The sequence below is a fragment of the Pseudomonas sp. MYb60 genome (assembly GCF_002979555.1).
GTDB lineage: Bacteria > Pseudomonadota > Gammaproteobacteria > Pseudomonadales > Pseudomonadaceae > Aquipseudomonas.
On record NZ_PCOZ01000005.1, the window covers coordinates 377,918 to 396,938 of the forward strand.

At 63.3% G+C, this 19,021-nt stretch carries 17 protein-coding genes; 2 read left to right on the plus strand and 15 right to left on the minus strand.

The genetic code is table 11. From position 1 onward, the window contains the following. The first annotated feature begins 77 nt into the window (after nt 1–77). Nucleotides 78–902 (plus strand): 5'-nucleotidase, lipoprotein e(P4) family, encoded by an 825-nt coding sequence (locus CQ041_RS11550; protein WP_105522613.1) that lies wholly within the window; start codon nt 78–80, stop codon nt 900–902. A gap of 111 nt (nt 903–1,013) precedes the next feature. On the opposite strand, the gene CQ041_RS11555 is transcribed toward CQ041_RS11550, so the two are convergent. From CQ041_RS11555 to gabT, 3 genes are read right to left on the minus strand one after another with little or no spacing between them, the layout of a single operon-like run. Beyond that, complete coding sequence (locus CQ041_RS11555) at nt 1,014–1,502, minus strand: Lrp/AsnC family transcriptional regulator (RefSeq protein ID WP_010449292.1); 489 nt, start codon at nt 1,500–1,502, stop codon at nt 1,014–1,016. 45 nt (nt 1,503–1,547) lie between these two features. Continuing rightward, nucleotides 1,548–2,192, minus strand: coding sequence for a 2-haloalkanoic acid dehalogenase (locus tag CQ041_RS11560; protein WP_105522612.1), 645 nt, complete (start codon nt 2,190–2,192; stop codon nt 1,548–1,550). Nucleotides 2,193–2,239: 47 nt separating this feature from the next. After that, nucleotides 2,240–3,532, minus strand: coding sequence for a 4-aminobutyrate--2-oxoglutarate transaminase (gene gabT / locus CQ041_RS11565; protein WP_105522611.1), 1,293 nt, complete (start codon nt 3,530–3,532; stop codon nt 2,240–2,242). Nucleotides 3,533–3,726: 194 nt separating this feature from the next. Between gabT and CQ041_RS11570 the strand changes: the two genes are divergently transcribed. Beyond that, on the plus strand, nt 3,727–4,653 hold the full coding sequence (locus CQ041_RS11570) for a glyoxylate/hydroxypyruvate reductase A (RefSeq protein ID WP_105522610.1): 927 nt from the start codon (nt 3,727–3,729) through the stop codon (nt 4,651–4,653). 85 nt (nt 4,654–4,738) lie between these two features. On the opposite strand, the gene CQ041_RS11575 is transcribed toward CQ041_RS11570, so the two are convergent. The 12 genes from CQ041_RS11575 to CQ041_RS11630 form a co-directional block, all read right to left on the minus strand. Beyond that, complete coding sequence (locus tag CQ041_RS11575; RefSeq protein WP_105522609.1) at nt 4,739–5,818, minus strand: tartrate dehydrogenase; 1,080 nt, start codon at nt 5,816–5,818, stop codon at nt 4,739–4,741. A gap of 20 nt (nt 5,819–5,838) precedes the next feature. Further along, complete coding sequence (locus tag CQ041_RS11580) at nt 5,839–7,299, minus strand: NAD-dependent succinate-semialdehyde dehydrogenase (RefSeq protein ID WP_105522608.1); 1,461 nt, start codon at nt 7,297–7,299, stop codon at nt 5,839–5,841. A gap of 117 nt (nt 7,300–7,416) precedes the next feature. Continuing rightward, complete coding sequence (gene argE, locus CQ041_RS11585; protein WP_105522607.1) at nt 7,417–8,574, minus strand: acetylornithine deacetylase; 1,158 nt, start codon at nt 8,572–8,574, stop codon at nt 7,417–7,419. Next, the gene (locus tag CQ041_RS11590; protein ID WP_105522606.1) at nt 8,571–9,725 is read right to left on the minus strand and encodes an FAD-binding oxidoreductase; all 1,155 of its coding nucleotides are present in this window, start codon (nt 9,723–9,725) and stop codon (nt 8,571–8,573) included. Before CQ041_RS11590 ends, argE begins: the two co-directional genes overlap by 4 nt. Next, complete coding sequence (locus CQ041_RS11595) at nt 9,722–11,098, minus strand: NAD(P)/FAD-dependent oxidoreductase (protein ID WP_105522605.1); 1,377 nt, start codon at nt 11,096–11,098, stop codon at nt 9,722–9,724. Before CQ041_RS11595 ends, CQ041_RS11590 begins: the two co-directional genes overlap by 4 nt. After that, nucleotides 11,080–11,388, minus strand: coding sequence for a (2Fe-2S)-binding protein (locus tag CQ041_RS11600; RefSeq protein ID WP_105522604.1), 309 nt, complete (start codon nt 11,386–11,388; stop codon nt 11,080–11,082). The genes CQ041_RS11595 and CQ041_RS11600 overlap by 19 nt, the downstream gene beginning before the upstream one ends. Beyond that, nucleotides 11,385–13,226 (minus strand): ABC transporter ATP-binding protein, encoded by a 1,842-nt coding sequence (locus CQ041_RS11605; protein ID WP_105522603.1) that lies wholly within the window; start codon nt 13,224–13,226, stop codon nt 11,385–11,387. The genes CQ041_RS11600 and CQ041_RS11605 overlap by 4 nt, the downstream gene beginning before the upstream one ends. A 1-nt stretch (nt 13,227) precedes the next feature. After that, nucleotides 13,228–14,103, minus strand: coding sequence for an ABC transporter permease (locus tag CQ041_RS11610; protein WP_105522602.1), 876 nt, complete (start codon nt 14,101–14,103; stop codon nt 13,228–13,230). Further along, nucleotides 14,100–15,056: an ABC transporter permease gene (locus CQ041_RS11615; protein WP_105522601.1), complete on the minus strand. Its 957-nt coding sequence runs from the start codon at nt 15,054–15,056 to the stop codon at nt 14,100–14,102. Before CQ041_RS11615 ends, CQ041_RS11610 begins: the two co-directional genes overlap by 4 nt. A 19-nt stretch (nt 15,057–15,075) precedes the next feature. Then, nucleotides 15,076–16,713 carry an ABC transporter substrate-binding protein gene (locus tag CQ041_RS11620; RefSeq protein ID WP_105522600.1) on the minus strand — a complete coding sequence of 546 codons (1,638 nt, stop codon included), beginning with the start codon at nt 16,711–16,713 and terminating at the stop codon, nt 15,076–15,078. Between the two features lie 88 nt (nt 16,714–16,801). After that, on the minus strand, nt 16,802–18,076 hold the full coding sequence (locus CQ041_RS11625; RefSeq protein WP_105522599.1) for an FAD-binding oxidoreductase: 1,275 nt from the start codon (nt 18,074–18,076) through the stop codon (nt 16,802–16,804). 22 nt (nt 18,077–18,098) lie between these two features. Next, nucleotides 18,099–18,767 (minus strand): haloacid dehalogenase type II, encoded by a 669-nt coding sequence (locus CQ041_RS11630; protein WP_105522598.1) that lies wholly within the window; start codon nt 18,765–18,767, stop codon nt 18,099–18,101. Nucleotides 18,768–19,021 lie beyond the last annotated feature (254 nt).

Sequence of the window (19,021 nt, forward strand, 5' to 3'; positions counted from 1 at the left end):
CTTTCGCAACGTGGTGAATCCCACTGGGATCAGGTTAAGGTGCTGCCCACGCGCCACCGACCTGCGAGATTCCCTTCATGCGAAACCTGCTTATCGCCAGCCTGTGCCTGCTCGCCGGCTGCCAACAGACGCCACCGGCCAACGACCAGCTCGACGCCGTGCTCTGGACACAGACCTCCATCGAACACGAGTTGATCTACCGCCAGCTCTTCGCCAACGCCACGCGCCAACTTGACGTGGCGCTGGCCGACCCCACCTGGGACGCCCTGCCCTTCGCCCCGCGCAACCTGGATGGCCTGCCGCCAGCGGTGGTGGTGGATATCGACGAAACCGTGCTGGATAACGTGCCGCTCAACGCCCGCGATGTGGTCTACAACCAGATCTATTCCTACGACCGCTGGAACACTTGGGTCGAGGAGGCCAAGGCCCAGGCGTTACCCGGGGCAGCGGCCTTTTTGCAGGCGGTCGGGCGCAAGGGTATCAAGGTGTACTACGTGACCAATCGAGAACACAGCCAGGTCGCGGCCACCTTGAAGAATCTGCGCCTGCGCGGTTTTCCGATTGAAAGCGAAGAGCAGATCCTCGCGGCCAGCACTCCCACCGGCCACTGCGAAAGCGCCGGCTATGGCAAGACCTGCCGGCGACAGTGGATTGCCAGCCATGCTCGGGTGTTGTTGATGGCCGGGGATTCACTTGGGGACTTTGTGCAAGCCGAACACAACACCCTTGCTGATCAGCGCAAGGCCGCCGAGCCGTTTGTAAACTGGTTTGGGCAGCGCTGGTTCCTGCTGCCGAACCCGACGTATGGCAACTGGTACAGCGCGCCGTATGGGGACGACGACAAACTGCCATTCGAGCGTAAGCGTGCGCTCAAGCAGCGGGCGTTGTTGTTGCAGGAATAACGTCACAACGGAGCAAACACCGAGTCCGGGCCAAACTTAAATCAAAGGTGGGAGGGGGGGTTGCCCCCTCCCACCTTTGATCCGGTTTACACCCAGGCAGCAAAGCGGCCCTCAGTGCCGCAGCAGCTTGCGCAACGGCACCCCATCCTTGAGCACCGGCGACTTGATCACGATGTAGCTGAAGTACTTGGATATGCCGATGTTCTTGTCCAACAAACTCTCAACCACCTCCTGATAGTGCTGAATGCTGCGGGTCATGAACCGCACGAGATAGTCATACCCGCCGCTGATCAAATGACACTCCAGTACCTCATCCACCAAGCGAATATTGGATTCGAACTTGGCAAAGTCTTCACGTTTGTGGTCGCTGAGGGTGATCTCGGTAAACACCGTGACCGAATCGGTTATCTTGGCCAGGTTCAAGTGGGCCTTGTAGCTGGAGATGTACCCCGCCGACTCCAGCCGCTTGACCCGTTGCAGGCAAGGGCTCGCCGACAGGCCAACGGCGTCGGCGAGGCTGACATTGGTCATCCGGCCGTCCTTTTGCAGTTCAACCAGAATACTGATGTCGATTCGGTCCAGCTTGACTTGCCCTTCCATTGCGTACCTCGTGACTGCCGTTTGTAAGACAATCTTCTAGCAAAATCAGCGCCGTAAAGACAGCTGATGCTGCGCCACCAGATCCGCCATGCTGTTGATGCAGTAGTCCGCCGCGCACGGAGAAGGCTGCCGCGCCCGGTGGCGGCCGATCAAACAGCGATCCAGCGCCACCTGCTCGCCGACCGATGGACGCGTGATGTGCAGGATCGGCTGCACCTCATCCCCTTGCCGATTGAGCCATTGTGGGTCTTCCGCCAGGGAAATGAAGTCTTCCGGTGCAATTCCCAACCGCTCGCACAAGGCACCGCGATCTTCTGCATCGCGGTCGCCGCGCACCAACAGGCGATAGAACTTGCGCAAGTACAACATCGCCCCCGGCGCATCTTCGAACAGTGACCAGTTGCCCGCCGATCGGGCAAAGCTCATGCCCTCCTCCCAACTGGCGTGCAGCCCCCACGTTTCAGCCAGTTGGCGATGGGCGAAACACAACACCCCACTGAAGCCCAGCTCGGCAAAGCGCGGATAGAGGCTCGCCACCACCGCATTGAACTCCACCAACACCTGCTCCCTCGGCGGCTGCCCGCCACGGCTGTCGAGCAGCGGTTGCAACGCTGCCCACACCCCCGAGTCGCGGTCCACCAGCACGTCATCGCAATCGATCAGTAACGCCCGATAATCTGTCAGCCCCATGGTGGGTCAAGCCTCCTTGATGCGTTTCACCCGTAGCGGGCACAGCCTCAGTTCAAGACCCGTGCCAAGGCCGCGTCGAGAATCTGCAAGGCTTCGTCGATCTGTGCTTCGGTGGCCACCAACGGCGCCAGAAAGCGCAGCACGTTGCGGTGCACGCCGCATTTGATCACCAGCAACCCACCGGCGCGGGCGGCGTCGATCACCTGTTGGTTGAGGTCGGCGTCCGGGGTGCGCGCAGCGTCGTTCTTGATCAGCTCAATGGCCAGCATGAAGCCGGTGCCGCGTACATCGCCGATGTTCGGGTAGCGTGCCTGCAAACCGAGTAGACCTTTACGCAGGCGGTCGCCCAGCACCTGGCTGCGCGCCAGCAATTGCTCTTGCTCGAACGCGTCGATCACCGCCAGCGCCGCTGCGCAGGCCAGGGCGTTGCCGCCGTAGGTGCCGCCGAGGCCGCCGGGCAACGGCGCATCCATGATGTGCGCCTTGCCGACCACGCCGGACAACGGCAAACCACCGGCCAGACTCTTGGCCACGGTGACCAGGTCAGGCTGGATACCGGCGTGCTGGAAACCGAACCAGGTGCCGGTGCGACCGAAACCGGTCTGGATCTCGTCGAGGATCAACACAATGCCGTGTTTGTCGGCCAACGCCCGCAGTGCCTTCAGGAACTCCGGCGGCGCGGTGAGGAAGCCGCCGTCGCCCTGCACTGGCTCGATGATGATTGCCGCGACGCGCTCAGGTGCAACCTGGGTTGCCAGCAACTCATCCAGCGCGCTCAGGGCGACTTCGCTGGTGACACCGCGATAGGCGTTCGGATACGGGGTATGGAACACCTCAGGCGCAAACGGCCCGAAGTTCTGTTTGTAGGGTTGGCTCATGCCGGTGAGGGTGGTGCCCAGCAGGGTACGGCCATGGAAGCCGCCGCGAAAGGCGATCACCGCCGACCGGTTGGTGTGCGCGCGAGCGATTTTCACCGCATTTTCCACCGCCTCGGCGCCCGAGGTGAAGAACGCCGCCTTATAGGCCTCCTGCCCGCCGACCAGTTCACACAGGCGCTGGGCCAGGTCGAGGTAAGGCTGATAAGCGACCACCTGGAAGCAGGCGTGGGAGACCTTCTGCAACTGGGCCTGCACAGCGGCGACCACCTTGGGGTGGTTGTGGCCGATATTGAGCACGCCGATGCCGCCGACGAAGTCCAGGTAACGTTTGCCATCCACGTCCCACAACTCGGCGCCCTGGGCGCGATCGATCACCAGCGGGTGCGCGGTGACCAGCCCACGGGGCACGAACTGCTCGCGCTGACGGAGCAAATGAGGGGTTTCATCGACTTTGCTATTCATGGCATTTCCCATCGTGAGTCCGGCAACCGGGAGGTGGTTGCGATGCTGTCCAGATTACGGTGTGTGAACAACGCACTACGCCGAACTTGGCCCGTGAGAAATTCGGATCGACTGTTTTACACCCGCGTTTCAACAGATCCTGCGCCGGGGTTTGGGCGATGATGAGGCCTTCCTTAAACCAGCAGGAAATGCCCATGGCCTTGCTCTACAAAGCTGACCCGGTGCGCGGCCAACACTGGCAGGCACTGTTCGCCGAACACGCACCGGATATCGAATGGCGCGCCTGGCCGGACATTGGCAACCCCGAAGAGATTGAGTACCTCGCGGCCTGGACAGCGCCGGATGATGTGGCGCAGGTGCTGCCCAATCTAAAGGTGTTGTTTGCACTGTCAGCCGGAGTTGATCAATTGGACCTGTCGCGCCTGCCGCCTGACTTGCCGGTAGTACGTCTACTTGACCCCGGCATCACCCGTGGCATGTGCGAATACGCCAGCTGGGCGGTACTCAGCCTGCATCGGGACATGCTGCGCTACCGTCAACAGCAGGTTGCACGGTGCTGGCAGGCGCACTTGCTGCAGCCAGCGGCCAATCGACGGATTGGCGTGATGGGATTGGGCACACAGGCCCAACAGATCCTGGCAACACTGGCGCCGTTGGGGTTTGCCCTGTCGGGGTGGGCGCGCAGTGCCCGGCATTTGCCAGGGGTGAAGTGTTATGCGGGCGAAGAGCAGCTGCCAGACTTCCTGGGCCAGTGCGATATCTTGCTGTGTGTATTGCCATTGACCGAACAGACCCAAGGCATTCTGGATCGACAGCTGTTTGCCCAACTGCCCAAGGGGGCCGCGCTGATCAATATGGGCCGTGGCGGGCATCTGGTTGAGGCGGACTTGCTGGCAGCGCTGGACAGCGGGCAACTGAGTGGTGCTGTGTTGGATGTATTGCAGGAAGAACCTGCGCCGCCACATCACCCGTTCTGGACCCATCCGCAGATTGTGCTTACCCCGCACATTGCGGCGATGACCCAGCCGCAGAGTGCCTTCGGCGTGTTGCTGGAAAACATCCGCCGCTTCGAGCGCGGCGAGCCCATGCTGGGCGAAGTGGACCGAACACTGGGCTATTGAGGGATGTAGGAAGATCAAAAGGCGGGAGGGGCGATGCCAGGCGCAGACAACAAACACACCGCCCCTCCCCCATTTTTCGACCCGGTTACAGCCTGGCCGCAATCGCCGCGCCCACCTCCTGAGTCGAGCCCTTCCCGCCCAAATCCGGTGTAATCGGCCCTTCGGCAATCACCGCTTCAATGGCGCGCAAGATTCCGTCATGGGCTGCTCGATAGCGCTCATCACCATTGCCCAGGAAATCCAGCATCAACGCCCCCGACCAGATCATCGCGATCGGGTTGGCGATGTTCTGCCCGTAGATATCCGGCGCCGAGCCGTGCACCGGTTCGAACAACGACGGAAACCGCCGCTCGGGATCGAGGTTGGCCGACGGCGCGATGCCGATGGTCCCCGCACACGCTGGCCCCAGGTCGGAGAGGATGTCGCCAAACAGGTTCGACGCCACGACCACGTCAAACCGGTCCGGCTGCAATACAAACCGTGCGCAGAGGATATCGATGTGCTGCTTGTCCCACGTCACCTCGGGATAGCTGGCGGCCATCAACGCGGTGCGCTCATCCCAGTACGGCATGCTGATCGAGATCCCATTGGACTTGGTCGCCGCCGTCAACCGCTTGCGTGGGCGGGTCTGCGCCAGGTCGAAGGCGAACTTGAGGATGCGGTCCACACCACGCCGGGTGAACACTGACTCCTGCAACACGAACTCATGCTCGGTGCCTTCGAACATCTTGCCACCCACCGAGGAATATTCGCCCTCGGTGTTTTCGCGGATCACCACAAAATCGATATCCCCCGGCTCACGCCCCGCCAGTGGGCACGGCACGCCGGGAAACAGCCGCACCGGACGGATGTTCACGTACTGGTCAAAATCACGCCGGAACTTCAGCAGCGACCCCCACAGGGAAATGTGGTCCGGCACCTTGTCCGGCCAGCCCACGGCGCCGAAGTAGATCGCGTCAAAGCCCTTGAGCTGCTCGAACCAGTCATCGGGCATCATCTGCCCGTGTTCCAGGTAGTAATCGCAGTGGGCCCAGTCGAGCACTTCGATGCTCAGGTTCAGGTCCCAGGTTTTTGCCGCCTGCTCCAATACCCGCAGCCCTTCGGGCAACACTTCCTTGCCAATGCCATCGCCGGCAATCGCGGCGATTCTGAATGCCTTGCTCATGGTGCATGCCTCGTAAGAATTCAGTTCAAACCGCCGATGTGGAAGGCTTTGACTTCAAGGTATTCGTCCAGCCCGTACTTGCTGCCTTCACGGCCCAGACCCGATTGCTTGATACCGCCAAACGGCGCGACTTCCATCGAAATGATCCCGGTATTGAGCCCGACCATGCCGAATTCCAGGGCCTCGCCGAAGCGCCACGAGCGTTGCAGGTCCTGGGTGAAATAGTAGGCCCCCAGGCCATACGGCGTGGCGTTGGCCAGGGCCAGTGCTTCGGCCTCGGTGCTAAAGCGCATCAGCGGCGCCACCGGGCCGAACGTCTCTTCGTTGGCCAGCAGCATGCCGGCATGGGCGTCACCGAGTACCGTGGGCTGCACAAACTGGCTGTCACCACCGGGGATCGCGCCGCACAGCAGTTTGGCGCCCTGGCTCAAGGCATCGTCGATATGCCGCGCCACCTTGCCCACCGCCGCCGGGTTGATCAGCGGCCCGATGGTCACGCCGTCTTCCAGGCCATTGCCGACCTTGAGCTTGCCCACCTCTTCCACCAGCCGCGCGGCAAAGCGCTCATAAATTCCTGCTTGCACCAGGATGCGGTTGGCGCACACGCAGGTTTGCCCGGCATTACGGAACTTGCTGATCATCACCCCGGCCACCGCCTGCTCCAGGTCGGCGTCGTCGAACACCACGAATGGCGCATTGCCGCCCAGTTCCAGGCTCAGGCGCTTGATATGTTCGGCACTCTGGCGCATCAGCAGGCGACCGACCGCCGTGGAGCCAGTGAAGGAGATCTTGCGCACCGCCGGATTGCCGGTGAGTTCTTCACCGATGCCGGCAGGCAAACCCGTAATCACGTTGAACACCCCGGCCGGAATGCCAACGCGCTCGGCCAGCACTGCCAGGGCCAGGGCCGACAGCGGTGTAAGGTCCGAAGGCTTGACGATGATCGGGCAACCCGCAGCCAGCGCCGGCGCACATTTGCGGGTGATCATCGCGTTGGGGAAATTCCAGGGGGTGATGGCCGCGCAGACTCCCACCGGTTGCTTCAACGTCAAAAGACGCCGATCTCCACTGGGTGCCGGCATGGTTTCGCCGTACACCCGCCGCGCTTCCTCGGCGAACCATTTGACGAAACCGGCACCGTAGCGCACCTCGCCCTTGGCTTCATTGAGGGGCTTGCCCTGCTCGCTGGTCATGATCAGCGCGAGGTCGTCGAGGTTGTCGATCATCGCCTGGAACCAGCGCTCGAGCAGCGCCGCACGCTCTGCTGCCGGGCGTGCACGCCAGGCCGGCCAGGCACGTTCGGCGGCGTCAATGGCGCGGCGGGTGTCCACCGCATCCATGGCTGGCACTTGGGCCAACACGGCGCCGGTGGCAGGGTCGCGGATGTCCAGGGTCGCGCCGCTGTCGGCAGCGATCCACTGGCCATCTACATAAGCGAATTCAGCCAGCAGGCTGGGGTCTTGCAAGCGATTCTTGAGCATGGTCGAGTCCTGATCCGAGACAGGTTCCAGTCTAGGGAGCCGCCACGGATAAGGATGCCGAAAGTGCCGCTACAGCAGCGCGCCGTGCTGAAATTGCGCCCAGGACGGCAGGCTCTGCTACGCCTTCAGCGAGCCCAGCAAGCCTTGCAGGAAGTGCGCGCCAGCGTCCATCTGGCTGATCTCGATAAACTCGTCGGGTTTGTGCGCCTGCTCGATGGAACCCGGCCCGCAGACCACCACCGGCACGTCCAGGCGCTGTTTGAACAGCCCGCCTTCGGTACCGAACGAGACCTTCGAGGTACCCGTGCCCGGCGCGGCGAATCGCTTGAGAAAACTCACCGCCTCGACCGTCGGGTGGGTATCGAGGCCAGGGTAGACGTTGATCGTTTCGATCTCGATGGCCGCCACGCTGGAGAGTTTCTGCGCCTCGCGCACAATCACTTCGGCGCGTTCGCGCATCTGGTCGAGGAACTGGTCGAGGTCATCCGCCGGCAGGTTGCGCACTTCGAAATCCAGGGTGCACAGGTTGGGCACGATATTCAGTGCCTTGCCGCCGACGATCTGCCCCACGTGCACGGTGCTGTAGGGCACATCGTAGTCGTGGTCCTGGGCGCCGTGTTGTTCCAGTTGGCGCTGGCTCTCGCGCAGGGCGGCGATAAAATCGCAGGCCACGTGAATGGCATTGACCGAGCGCGGCGCCAGCGATGAATGCGCTTCCAGGCCGCGACAGTAGGTGCGATAGGAACCCTTGCCCTTGTGGCCGAGCACGAACTGCATGTTGGTCGGTTCGCCGATCAGGCACAGAAACGGCCGAACCGGCGCCAGGTGCAGTACATCCAGCAGGCGGCGCACGCCGACACAACCAATTTCCTCATCGTGGGACAGGGCCAGTTGCAGCGGGCGGGTCAGGTTGTGGTCGGCGGCGTCGAGCATGGCGTCGATAGCCAAGGCGATAAAACCCTTCATGTCACAGCTACCGCGCCCGTAGATGCGCCCGTCCTGCACGGTGGCCGCGAACGCGGGAAAGGTCCACGCCTGCCCCGCCGCCGGCACTACATCGGTGTGGCCGGACAGCAACACGCCGGGTTGGTCCTTGGGTCCGGTGCTGGCGAACAGGTTGGCCTTCTTGCCGCTTTCGTCCTTGACGATCAGCGACTCGATGCCCTTGGTCAGCAGCAGGTCGCGCACGTAGTCGATCAGGGCCAGGTTGGACTCCGATGACACCGTGTCGAAGGCCATCAGCTGCTTGAGAATATCGAGAACGCGGGGGGTCATGAGGCCTGGCTCCGTTGTACGTCAGGAAGGGCGAAGCGTGTGATGGAAAACGGCGCGATGGGGGTGCTGGTGGCGCCGGTGCTGAGCAGTTCGGCCATCACATCGCCGACGCCGGGGCCGAGCTGGAAGCCATGGCCACAGAACCCGAATGCATAGAACAGCCCATCGACGGTACCGCTGGGGCCCATGATCGGCAGCGAGTCCGGCAGGTAGCCTTCGATGCCGCTCCACACGCGGATGATGTTCAGGTTGGCCACCCCAGGCAGCAGACGGCGCATCTGGCTGATCTGGTTGAGGATGCTGCGCGGTTCGACGTAGGCGCGGCGGTTGAGCATGTCCGGCTTGCTGCGGTAGCCGCCGCCGATGACGATATTGCCCCGCGGGATCTGACGGAAGTAGATCACTTCCTCGGGGATCTTGGTGTACACGCCGATCACGGTCGGTAGCGCATAGGGCACCGGTTCGGTCACCGCCATTTGCGGGCCGTGGGTGTCCAGCGGTACCGGTTCGCCGAACTGTGCCGAGAGCTTCTGGCCCCAGGCGCCGGCGGTGATCAACAGTTGCGCGGCGTGGAATTGGCGGCCATCAGTGGTGGTGACATGGAAATCCCCCCCGACCTTTTGCACCTCGGCGACCTCGGTGCGCTCCTCGATCTGTGCCCCCAGGCGCTTGGCCGCCCGAGCGAACGCAGGCGCCGCCAGGCGCGGGTTGGCGTGGCCGTCATGGGGTGCGTAGGAACCGCCCTTCACGTCCGGGCCAAGAAAACCAAAACGCGCATGCAAGTCGGCACCGCGATAAATCTTCAAGTCCAGTTGCGCGGCTTCCGGCGCCGCGGCGTAGGCTTCCAGCTCGGCGATTTCATCGTCGCGATAACACACGCGCATGTGGCCGCTGGGGATGAATTCCAGGTCGTCGTCGATCAGCTCCGGCAGGCGCTTCCACAATGCCCACGACCGATTGGCCAGGGCCAGTTGACCCAGAAAACGCCCTTGGCGCCGCACGTTGCCGAAGTTCACACCGCTGGCGTACTGACCAATCTGGTCACGCTCGAGCAGAATCACCGACTGCCCGCGCTGGCGCAGGAAAAATGCGGTCGCGGCGCCCATCAGGCCGCCGCCGACAATCACCACATCTGCTTTTTGCACACTCATGGCGCAACCTCTTCAGTCAGCATCGACAAGGGTTTGACCGGCGCCTGGCCACGCTGACGACCGACTTCCTGCACCTGCACACCCGCACAGGCGGCGATCACTTCGGCACCGGCCTGGGAGCAATAACGCCCCTGGCAACGGCCCATGCCAACGCGGCTGAACGCCTTGGCCCGGTTGACCTCGCAGGCGCCCTTCTGGTTCACCGTGCGGCGCAATTCACCGGCGCTGATCATTTCGCAGCGGCAGACGATGGCGCTGTCGGGCAAGGCCTTGGCTTGTTCGCTGGGCCATGGGAAAGCTTCGGCCAGACCGACGCGGAATTGGTCCATTACCGCCAAAGCTTGCTGCTGTTCGTCACGCAGGCCAGCGTTCACCGGCAGTTTCAAATCTTCCAGCAACGCCATCGCCACCAAGCGCCCCGCGTGTTCAGCGGCATCGGCACCGCGAATTTTCGAGCCGTCACCGGCCGCGTATACGCCCTGCACTGAGGTGCGTCCCAGCCCGTCGGTATCCAGCCACCATTGGCTGGACGCCTGATCGAAGGCCATGGCGCAACCGGCCAGGTCACCCAATTGGGTTTCCGGGCGCAGGTGATACCCCAGCGCGACAGCATCGGCCTGCACCGTTTCAACCCGCCCGCCGCCCGTGGTGAAGCGCACACCCATCACACCATTTTCAGCGTCGCCCAAAACCTGCAACGGCTTGATCCCCAGATGCACCGCGACCTTGGCCCGGTACAACTGCGCCAACAGCTTGAGCCCGGTGAACAGCACGGCGGGCCGCGCCAGCAGTTTGGGCAGCGCCTTGAGCCGCAGGCTCAGCGGCGAGGTGTCCAGCACCGCCGCCACCTCGGCCCCGGCCTTCACATATTGGCTGGCGACCAGGTACAGCAATGGCCCGCTGCCCATGAACACCACACGATGGCCGATCGACACGGCCTGGTTTTTCAAGGCGATCTGCGCTCCGCCGAGGCTGTAGGTACCCGCCCATTGCCAGCCCTCGATGGGCATCAGGCGGTCGGTGGCGCCGGTGCAGAGGATCAGCGCGTCGTAATCCACCGTGCTGTGGCGGCCCTGGCTCACGCAGCACAATTGCCCCGGCGTGAGGTTCCACACCAGGGTGTCAGGGCGGTAGTCGATGGCCGCACGCAGGCGGTCGAAGCTCTGGTGCAGGGCGTAAGCCTTGGCGGCCTCGCTGCCGTACAGGGTGGTGTAATCGCGGGTGAAGCCTGCGGGCTGGCGACGGTAGATCTGCCCGCCGTCGCGACGGTTTTCGTCGATCAGGATTGGCTTGACGCCGGCCGCCAGGAGGGTCTCGGCACAACGCACACCTGCGGGCCCCGCACCAATGATGACTACCCGTGCAGTGGCCATATCGCCTCCGGTTGTGTGGTGACGATGTCCAGTCCTTCGCGCACTTCATTGGAACAGGCACGCAGTCGCTCGCCGCTGCGGGTCCAGACCCAGCAGTCCTGGCACGCGCCCATCAGGCAGAAGCCGGCGCGGCGGCCGCTGTCGAATTCGGATTGGCGCAGCGCGTTGCCCTGGGTCAGCAGCGCGACCATCAGGGTATCGCCCTGCAGCGCGTCGATGGGTGCGCCATCCACGGTCAGGCTGACCGTCGGCCGGCCCTGTTCGGCCAGCCTCACAAAACGCCCGCTCATGCGTAGGCTCCCAAGCTGAGTGTGGTGACGCCCTGCTGCGTTTCGAGCAGTCGGGCACCGTCGTGGTGACAGAGGATCTCGCTACCGTTGTCCAGCGTGCGCCGGTTCGGCGCAGTGCGGTTGCACAGGCCATCGACGCGCACCGGGCAACGGTTGAGGAAGGTGCACAGCTCCGGCACGTTGGCGCGCTCGCCAATCGGCGGCAATGCACCGCAGGTGGTGCCGCAGTTTTCCAGCCAGCCCTGGCGCAGTTCCGGTACCGAGTGGATCAGCAGGTCGGTGTAGGGGTGGAACGGCGCTTCGCTGAACGACTGACGACTGCCCGCCTGCACCTTGTGACCGCTGTACATCACCACAATGTCATCGCACAGCGCGCGCACCGTGGAAATATCGTGGCTGATGAACAGGTAGGACACGCCCAGTTGCTGGCGCAGATCGCGCAGCAGTTCAAGGATCGCCGCGCCGACCACGGTGTCGAGGGCCGAGGTGACTTCATCGCAGAGGATCAGGTCCGGCTTGGCCGCCAGTGCACGGGCCAGGTTGACCCGTTGCTTCTGCCCGCCGGACAGCTCGTTGGGGCGACGTTCGGCGAGGTTGCGCGGCAGGCGCACCAGGTCGAGCAATTCGCCGACACGCGCCTGCAAAGCGGCGCCCTTGAGGCCGAAATACATCTTCAACGGGCGGCTGAGGATGGTCGCCACGCTGTGCATCGGGTTCAGCGCCGTGTCGGCATTCTGGAACACCATCTGGATGCGGCGGAACTGTTCCGGGGTGCGCTCCGCCAGGCTGCCGCCCAGGGGTTGGCCGTCGAACGTCAGGCCGCCCAACGCTGGCGTCAACAAGCCTGCGACCACGCGTGCCAAGGTAGACTTGCCCGAACCCGACTCACCGATTACGCCAATGGCCTGGCCCCGGCGCACGGTGAGGTCGATGTCTTCCAGCACGCGGATCGATGGCATGCCATGCAGATTCTTGTTGCCGTAGCCAGCGGTGAGTCCCTGGACAGTCAGCAGCGGCGCCTCTTCGGCGATGCCGGTCGGCGGGCGAATGGTGGTGTCGGGGCGCGCAGCGGCGAGCAGGCTGCGGGTGTACTCGTGGGCCGGACCCTTGAGCAATGGCGCCGTGGCGCTTTGTTCAAGGATCTGCCCGCCATTGAGCACCACGATCTGGTCGGCCATTTGCGCCACCACCGCAAGGTCGTGGGACACATACACCGCCGTCGCGCCGCGTTCGCGCACCACGCGTTTGAAGGCGCGCAGCACCTCGATCTGCGTGGTGACATCCAGCGCGGTGGTGGGCTCGTCGAGCACCACCAGCACCGGATCGCTGATCAGCGCCATGGCCGCCATCACCCGTTGCAGTTGCCCGCCGGAGACCTGGTGCGGGTAGCGTTGGCCGATGTGTTCCGGGTCTGGCAGCGCCAGGTCGCGGAACAGGCCGATGGCCTTGGCTTGCAGCTCGGCGCGGCTACCAAGGCCGTGGATCAGGGCGCCCTCCACCACTTGGTCGATGAGTTTTTTCGCCGGGTTGAACGCCGCAGCAGCGCTTTGCGCGATATACGACACGCGGTTGCCGCGCAGGCCCTGCAGCTGTTTTTCGCTGAGGGCGAGCATGTCGTGCTCGCCCACCTGCACGACCCCGCCGGACAAGCGACAGCCGCGCCGCGCATAACCAAGCAAGGCCAGGGCGATGGTGGTCTTGCCCGAGCCGGACTCACCGATCAGCGCCAGGACTTGCCCTTTTTCCAGGGCAAAGCTCACGCCCTTGACGATTTCCACCTCGCCGCGCTCGCCACAGGCGACCACGCGCAGGTCTTCGACACGAATCAATTCGGTCATTTCAATGGCCTCCCGTGCGGCGACTGCGTCGGGATGACAGTCTGTCGATAAACAAATTGACCCCAATGGTCAGCGTGCCGATGGCCAGCGCTGGCAGCACGATGGCCGGCGCGCCCTGGCCGAGGCCGCCGATATTTTCCCGCACCAGCGAACCCAGGTCGGCATCCGGTGGCTGCACGCCCAGTCCCAGGAAACTCATGCCGCTGAGCAGCAGCACGATGAACCCAAAGCGCAGGCCCAGGTCGGTGAGCACCGGGTTGAGCATATTGGGCAGGATTTCCACGCAGGCGATGTACAGGCGGCGTTCGCCACGGGTGCGCGCCACCTGCACGTATTCCAGGGCTTCGATATTCACGGCCATGCTGCGGGCAATGCGGAACGCGCCGGGGCTGAAGCTGAGCACGGCGGTGCAGATCAGCAGGGTCACCGACGAGCCGAATGCCGAAACCATGATCAGCGCCAGCATCTTGCTCGGGATCGAGATAAAGGCGTCCATCAAACGGCTGATGATTTCATCCAGCCATTTGGGCGACACCACTGACAGCAACGCACAGCCAGTGCCGAGGCCGCTGGCCAGAATCGCCGCCACCAACGCCAGGCCCACGGTAAAACGCGCCCCCACCAGCACGCGGCTGAGCATGTCGCGGCCCAGGTAATCGGTACCGAACGGGTGCGCGGCACTGAGGCCTTCGAAGATATTGTCAGAGACCACTTCACCCACCGGGTGCGGTGCCAGCCATGGGCCGAACAGCGCCACCAGCAGCCAGATCACACAGACAGCGGCACCCACCAGCCCCAGCCAGGACGGCCCGCTGGAAACTTTGCCCGCCGACAGGTCGGGAGTAGCAGGCGTTGATTTCACAATGAGATTGTTCATTGGTTTCTCAGCCTCGGGTTGGACAGGATCGCGCACAGGTCGGCCAGCAACACCAGGCCCAGGTAAGCCGCGCAGAACAACATGGTGCAGGCTTGCACCAGCGCCATGTCACGGTTGGTCACGGCATCGACCATCAGGCTGGCAATGCCGGGGTAGTTGAAGATGGTCTCGACGATCACCACCCCACCCAGCAGGTACGACAGGCTCAGGGCGATGGCATTGGCGATCGGGCCGATGGCATTGGGCAGCGCATGTTGCAGCACGATGCGCACCGGGCCGACGCCCTTGAGGCGGGCCATTTCCACGTAGGCGCTGTCGAGTTGATCGATCACGGCAGCGCGGGTCATACGCGCCATCTGCGCGACGATCACGCAGCACAGGGTCATCACCGGCAAGGCGTACGTGCGCAGAAATTGCAGCGGCGAGGTGATGTCGCTGGCGTAGGACAGCGCCGACAACCAGCCGAGGTTGACCGCGAAGATCAGCACTGCCAGGGTCGCCACCAGGAACTCCGGCACCGCGACCATGGCCAGGGTGACAAAGCTCAGGAAGCTGTCGATGCGCCCGCCCCGGCCCATCGCCGAGCCGATGCCCAGCACCAGGGCCACCGGCACCGAGACCAGCGCCGTGGTAGCCGCCAGCATCAACGTATTGGGCACGCGCCCGGCCATCAGCTCACCCACCGGCATGGCGTTGGACACCGATACGCCCAAGTCACCACTGAGCAAGCTCATCAACCAGTGCAGGTAACGCAACACGCCGGGCTGGTCCAACCCCAGTTTCAGGCGCAGCGCCGCCACCTGTTCGGGGGTGGCGAACTGGCCCAGGGATTGTTGCGCCGCGTCCCCCGGCAGTACCGCCGTGATCGCGAACACGACCATGGACACGATCAACAAGGTCACGACCCCGGCACCCAGGCGCCGGCCGATCAACCACAGTGTATTGCTATTCATCGCCCTGCCCTCACTGTGTTCACGCGTCCAGCCACACCTGCTCGGCGAACATGTAGCCCATGAAACCGCCCAGCGGGTTGGAGTCGTAGCCCTTGATGCGCTGGTCGACGCCGTCGATGTTGCTGATGAACACCGGCACGCCGATGCCGCTGTGGTCATGCACCAGGGTCTGCATGTCGGCGTACATCTTGCCGCGCTTGGCGTCGTCGGTTTCGCCACGGGCGAGCATCAGCAACTGGTCGAACTGATCGTTCTGCCAACCGGACTCGTTCCACGGCGCCTTGGATTGGAAGAACTGCGAGAACATCACGTCGGCATTCGGCCGCGGGTTGATATTGCCGAAGCTCAGCGGGTGTTTCATCCAGTGGTTGGACCAGTAGCCATCGCTCGGCAGGCGGTTCACATCCAGCTTGAGCCCGGCCTGCTTGGCCGACTGCTGCAGCAGCACCGCGATGTCCACCGAGCCGGTAGCGGCCGGCGAAGCCATGACCGGCATGGTGATGCTTTCCATCCCGGCCTTTTTCAGCAGGAACCTGGCTTTTTCCGGGTCGTAGACGGTCTGCGGCAGGTCGGCATTGAAGTAACGCGAGCCCGGCGCAATCGGGTGGTCGTTGCCCACCACGGCGAAACCTCGGAACACTGCGGACTTGACCTGTTCACGGTCCAGCAGCAGTTTCATGGCTTGGGTGAAATCGGCGTTTTTACCGGGCAACTGATCCTGTCGAATGATCAAGTCAGTGTAGTTGCCCGACGGCGCATCGACCACGCGGTGTTTGGCGCTGGCGGCAATGCGAGTGGTGGAGCGCGGGTTGACCTCGTTGATCATGTGCACGTCGCCCGACAGCAGCGCGTTGACCCGCGACGGTTCGTCTGCAATGGCAATGAACTCGATTTCGTCGAGGTAAGGCAGGCCCGGTTTCCAGTAGTTTTTGTTGCGCACCGCAATCGAGCGCACGCCAGGCTTGAACTCACCGACGGTGAACGGGCCGGTGCCGATGCCTTTGTTGAAGTCGGTGGTGCCTTCGGGAACGATCAACAGGTGCGACACGGCAAGGATCGACGGCAACTCGGCGTTGGGCGCGCTGAGGCGGATCTGCACTTCGTTGGGGCCCGTGGCCTTGATCTCGGTGACCTGCTCCATCAGCGGCATGACCTTGGAACCGGTGAGCGGGTCCTTGTGGCGGCTGAGGGAAAACACCACGTCGGCAGCGGTGAGGCTCTTGCCGTTGTGGAAGGTCACGTCCTTGCGCAGGGTGATGGTCCACAGGGTGGCGTCGGTGTTGTCGATGCGCTCGGCCAGTTCCAGTTGCGGCACCAGGTGTTTATCGAAACGGGTCAGGCCGTTGTAGAACATGAAGTGGCGCACGTAGTCGGTGGACAGCGCGCCCTTGGCCGGGTCGAGGGTGTCGGCGGTAGAGCTGGACATGCCCGCCACGCGGATCTTGCCGCCGGGCTTGCCTTTGCCGGGGGTGGCGGCTTCATCGGCGAACAATTTGCCGGCGGCGCCAAACAGGCTGCCTGCACCGGCAGCGGCGACACCGGCCACGCCGAGCATCTGCAAGGCGTTACGGCGCGACATGCCACGATTGAGGCTTTCGAAAACCCGCAGGCTGTCCTGACCGGAGATGAGCTCGGGGGTGTTTTTGTTGTCAGTCATATCAAGGCTACCTGTCGATAATCGGAAGAATCGAGTGCTGCAGATGTCCACAGCGTCCTGGAAACACAAACGACGGTGACGCAAGAACTCAGTGCAGATAATCCTGAAAGCGGTAATAGGCGCCCACGAAGGGCAGGAACCACGGCTTGCCGAAGTGCCCGGGAATCGCCGGCCAATCCAGTTCACCCCAGGGGTTGGCCGCCGCATTCCCGGCCATGACCTCGGCCATCACCTGGCCCATGTGCACCGACATCTGCACGCCGTGGCCGCTGTAGCCCATGGAGTGAAACACACCGCCATGCTGGCCAGCGCGCGGTAGGCGGTCGGACGTCATGTCCACCAGGCCGCCCCAGCAATAGTCGATCTTTACGTGCGCCAGCTGCGGGAACATGTTCAGCATCGCGGCTTGTAGCACCTTGCCGCTTTTGGCGTCGGAAACGCTGTCGGACATGGCAAACCGCGCACGCCCGCCAAACAGCAGGCGATTGTCCGGGGTCAGGCGAAAGTAGTTGCCGATCATGCGGCTGGTCACGTAGGCGCGATGTTGCGGCAACAACTGGTCGATCAGGGTTTGGGGCAGAACTTCAGTGGCGATCACAAAACTGCCCACCGGCACGATGCGCCGGCGGTACCACCCCAGGTCGCCGTGTTGACAGGCGCCAGTGGCCAGCAACACCTGCCCGGCGTGCAGCGAACCCTTGGCGGTGTTGACCTGATAACCATTGGCCTGAGGCTTCCAGTCCTTGACCGGGGTGTGCTCATAAATCATTGCACCTTGGCGTGCGGCGGCTTCAGCCAGACCGACGCCAAAACGCCCGACATGCATCTGCACGCCATTGCGTTGCAGCAGGCCGCCGTGGAACTGCGCCGAATTGACTTCGGCACGGGTTTGCGCGGCGCTGAGCAACTCGACATCGGCATCGACTTCCTTGCGGATCAGCTCGCAGGTGCGGGCCAGGCCGTCGTAATGCATCGGCTTGGCCGCCAACTTGAGCTTGCCGTTGCGCACCAGGTCGCAGGCAATCCCTTCCTGCTCCACCAGGGAAACCACGGATTGCACCGCGTTTTCATAAGCCTGGTAATACGCCCGTGCCTTGTCGGCACCCAGGCTGGCATGCAACCCGGCGTAGTCCTGGGCCACCCCGGTGTTGCACTGCCCACCGTTACGTCCCGAGGCTTCGCCGATCACACGCCCGGCGTCGAGCACCACCACGCTGGCACCCTTGAGCGCCAATGCCCGCGCCGCCGCCAGGCCGGTGAACCCACCGCCGACCACGGCCACATCGACCTGCGCGGGCAAACCGCCCAACTGCGCGCCGGTAAACGCCGGTGCCGTATCCAGCCAATAGGATTCACTGCCCATGTCTTGCCCTCAAGGTGTGCGGTTACAGGCCAACCAGCGCCGGCAGCCCACCGATATCGGTGATCTGACGGTATTCGTAGAACGCGTTGGCCGGGACTTCATGACCTCGCGCTACAAAGGCCTTGTTCTTGATCTTCATGTCATGGGCCGGCATCAGGTCATAACGGAAGCTCGACGATACATGCAAGATGTCTTCCGGACCGCAGCCCAGGTTGTCGAGCATGAACTCGAATGCAGCCAGGCGCGGCTTGTAGGCCTGGGCCTGTTCAGCCGTGAACACCTTGTGGAACGGCGCGCCGAGCTTGTCGACGTTGGACATGATCTGGCTGTCGCTGGCATTCGAGAAAATCACCAGGGGGATCTTGTCGGCGATTTTCGACAGACCGGCCGGCACGTCCGCATGGGGACCCCAGGTCGGGACGGCGTCGTAATACAGCTGGCCCTCATCGCGGTAGTCGATACCCCAGCGCTTGCAGGTACGGGCCAGGGCGGTCTTGAGGATTTCGTCATACGGGCGCCAGTCGCCCATGACCTGGTCGAGGCGGTAGGCGGAGAAGTCCTTGACGAACTGGTCCATCTGCTCGGGCTTGATGCGATCGGCGAAGATCTCCCGGGTCATGGTGCCCATGTGGAAGTTGGTCAGCGTACCGTAGCAATCGAACGTAATGAATTTGGGGCGAAGAAAGCTCATTGAGTGCGGTCCTGGAGTTCGTTGAGTGTGACTGGCGTTCGCTGCCCTGGCGGCGCGTTGGCCTCGTTGCAGCACAGGTTCATTACACCACTGTGAAATCAGCATATGCCGTCTAAAACGACCTGTGCTCAATACAAACCACCGTTTTGAGGGCAGGCCTCAGCAGACTTTGCGGTGCGCGCCAGGCTTGGGCAGGGAAGCGTTTGAGGCCAACTTGCGCTTCAAGAGCGTACTGATCGATATCGAAGCGCTCT

What these genes read in the sequence shown, in the direction of transcription:
- CQ041_RS11605 (WP_105522603.1), bottom strand. Translation starts at nt 13,226, where the DNA reads ATGACCGAATTGATTCGTGTCGAAGACCTGCGCGTGGTCGCCTGTGGC.
- CQ041_RS11610 (WP_105522602.1), bottom strand. Translation starts at nt 14,103, where the DNA reads ATGAACAATCTCATTGTGAAATCAACGCCTGCTACTCCCGACCTGTCG.
- CQ041_RS11615 (WP_105522601.1), bottom strand. Translation starts at nt 15,056, where the DNA reads ATGAATAGCAATACACTGTGGTTGATCGGCCGGCGCCTGGGTGCCGGG.
- CQ041_RS11625 (WP_105522599.1), bottom strand. Translation starts at nt 18,076, where the DNA reads ATGGGCAGTGAATCCTATTGGCTGGATACGGCACCGGCGTTTACCGGC.
- CQ041_RS11555 (WP_010449292.1), bottom strand. Translation starts at nt 1,502, where the DNA reads ATGGAAGGGCAAGTCAAGCTGGACCGAATCGACATCAGTATTCTGGTT.
- CQ041_RS11580 (WP_105522608.1), bottom strand. Translation starts at nt 7,299, where the DNA reads ATGCTCAAGAATCGCTTGCAAGACCCCAGCCTGCTGGCTGAATTCGCT.
- CQ041_RS11560 (WP_105522612.1), bottom strand. Translation starts at nt 2,192, where the DNA reads ATGGGGCTGACAGATTATCGGGCGTTACTGATCGATTGCGATGACGTG.
- argE (WP_105522607.1), bottom strand. Translation starts at nt 8,574, where the DNA reads ATGACCCCCCGCGTTCTCGATATTCTCAAGCAGCTGATGGCCTTCGAC.
- CQ041_RS11570 (WP_105522610.1), top strand. Translation starts at nt 3,727, where the DNA reads ATGGCCTTGCTCTACAAAGCTGACCCGGTGCGCGGCCAACACTGGCAG.
- CQ041_RS11600 (WP_105522604.1), bottom strand. Translation starts at nt 11,388, where the DNA reads ATGAGCGGGCGTTTTGTGAGGCTGGCCGAACAGGGCCGGCCGACGGTC.
- gabT (WP_105522611.1), bottom strand. Translation starts at nt 3,532, where the DNA reads ATGAATAGCAAAGTCGATGAAACCCCTCATTTGCTCCGTCAGCGCGAG.
- CQ041_RS11620 (WP_105522600.1), bottom strand. Translation starts at nt 16,713, where the DNA reads ATGACTGACAACAAAAACACCCCCGAGCTCATCTCCGGTCAGGACAGC.
- CQ041_RS11575 (WP_105522609.1), bottom strand. Translation starts at nt 5,818, where the DNA reads ATGAGCAAGGCATTCAGAATCGCCGCGATTGCCGGCGATGGCATTGGC.
- CQ041_RS11550 (WP_105522613.1), top strand. Translation starts at nt 78, where the DNA reads ATGCGAAACCTGCTTATCGCCAGCCTGTGCCTGCTCGCCGGCTGCCAA.
- CQ041_RS11595 (WP_105522605.1), bottom strand. Translation starts at nt 11,098, where the DNA reads ATGGCCACTGCACGGGTAGTCATCATTGGTGCGGGGCCCGCAGGTGTG.
- CQ041_RS11590 (WP_105522606.1), bottom strand. Translation starts at nt 9,725, where the DNA reads ATGAGTGTGCAAAAAGCAGATGTGGTGATTGTCGGCGGCGGCCTGATG.
- CQ041_RS11630 (WP_105522598.1), bottom strand. Translation starts at nt 18,767, where the DNA reads ATGAGCTTTCTTCGCCCCAAATTCATTACGTTCGATTGCTACGGTACG.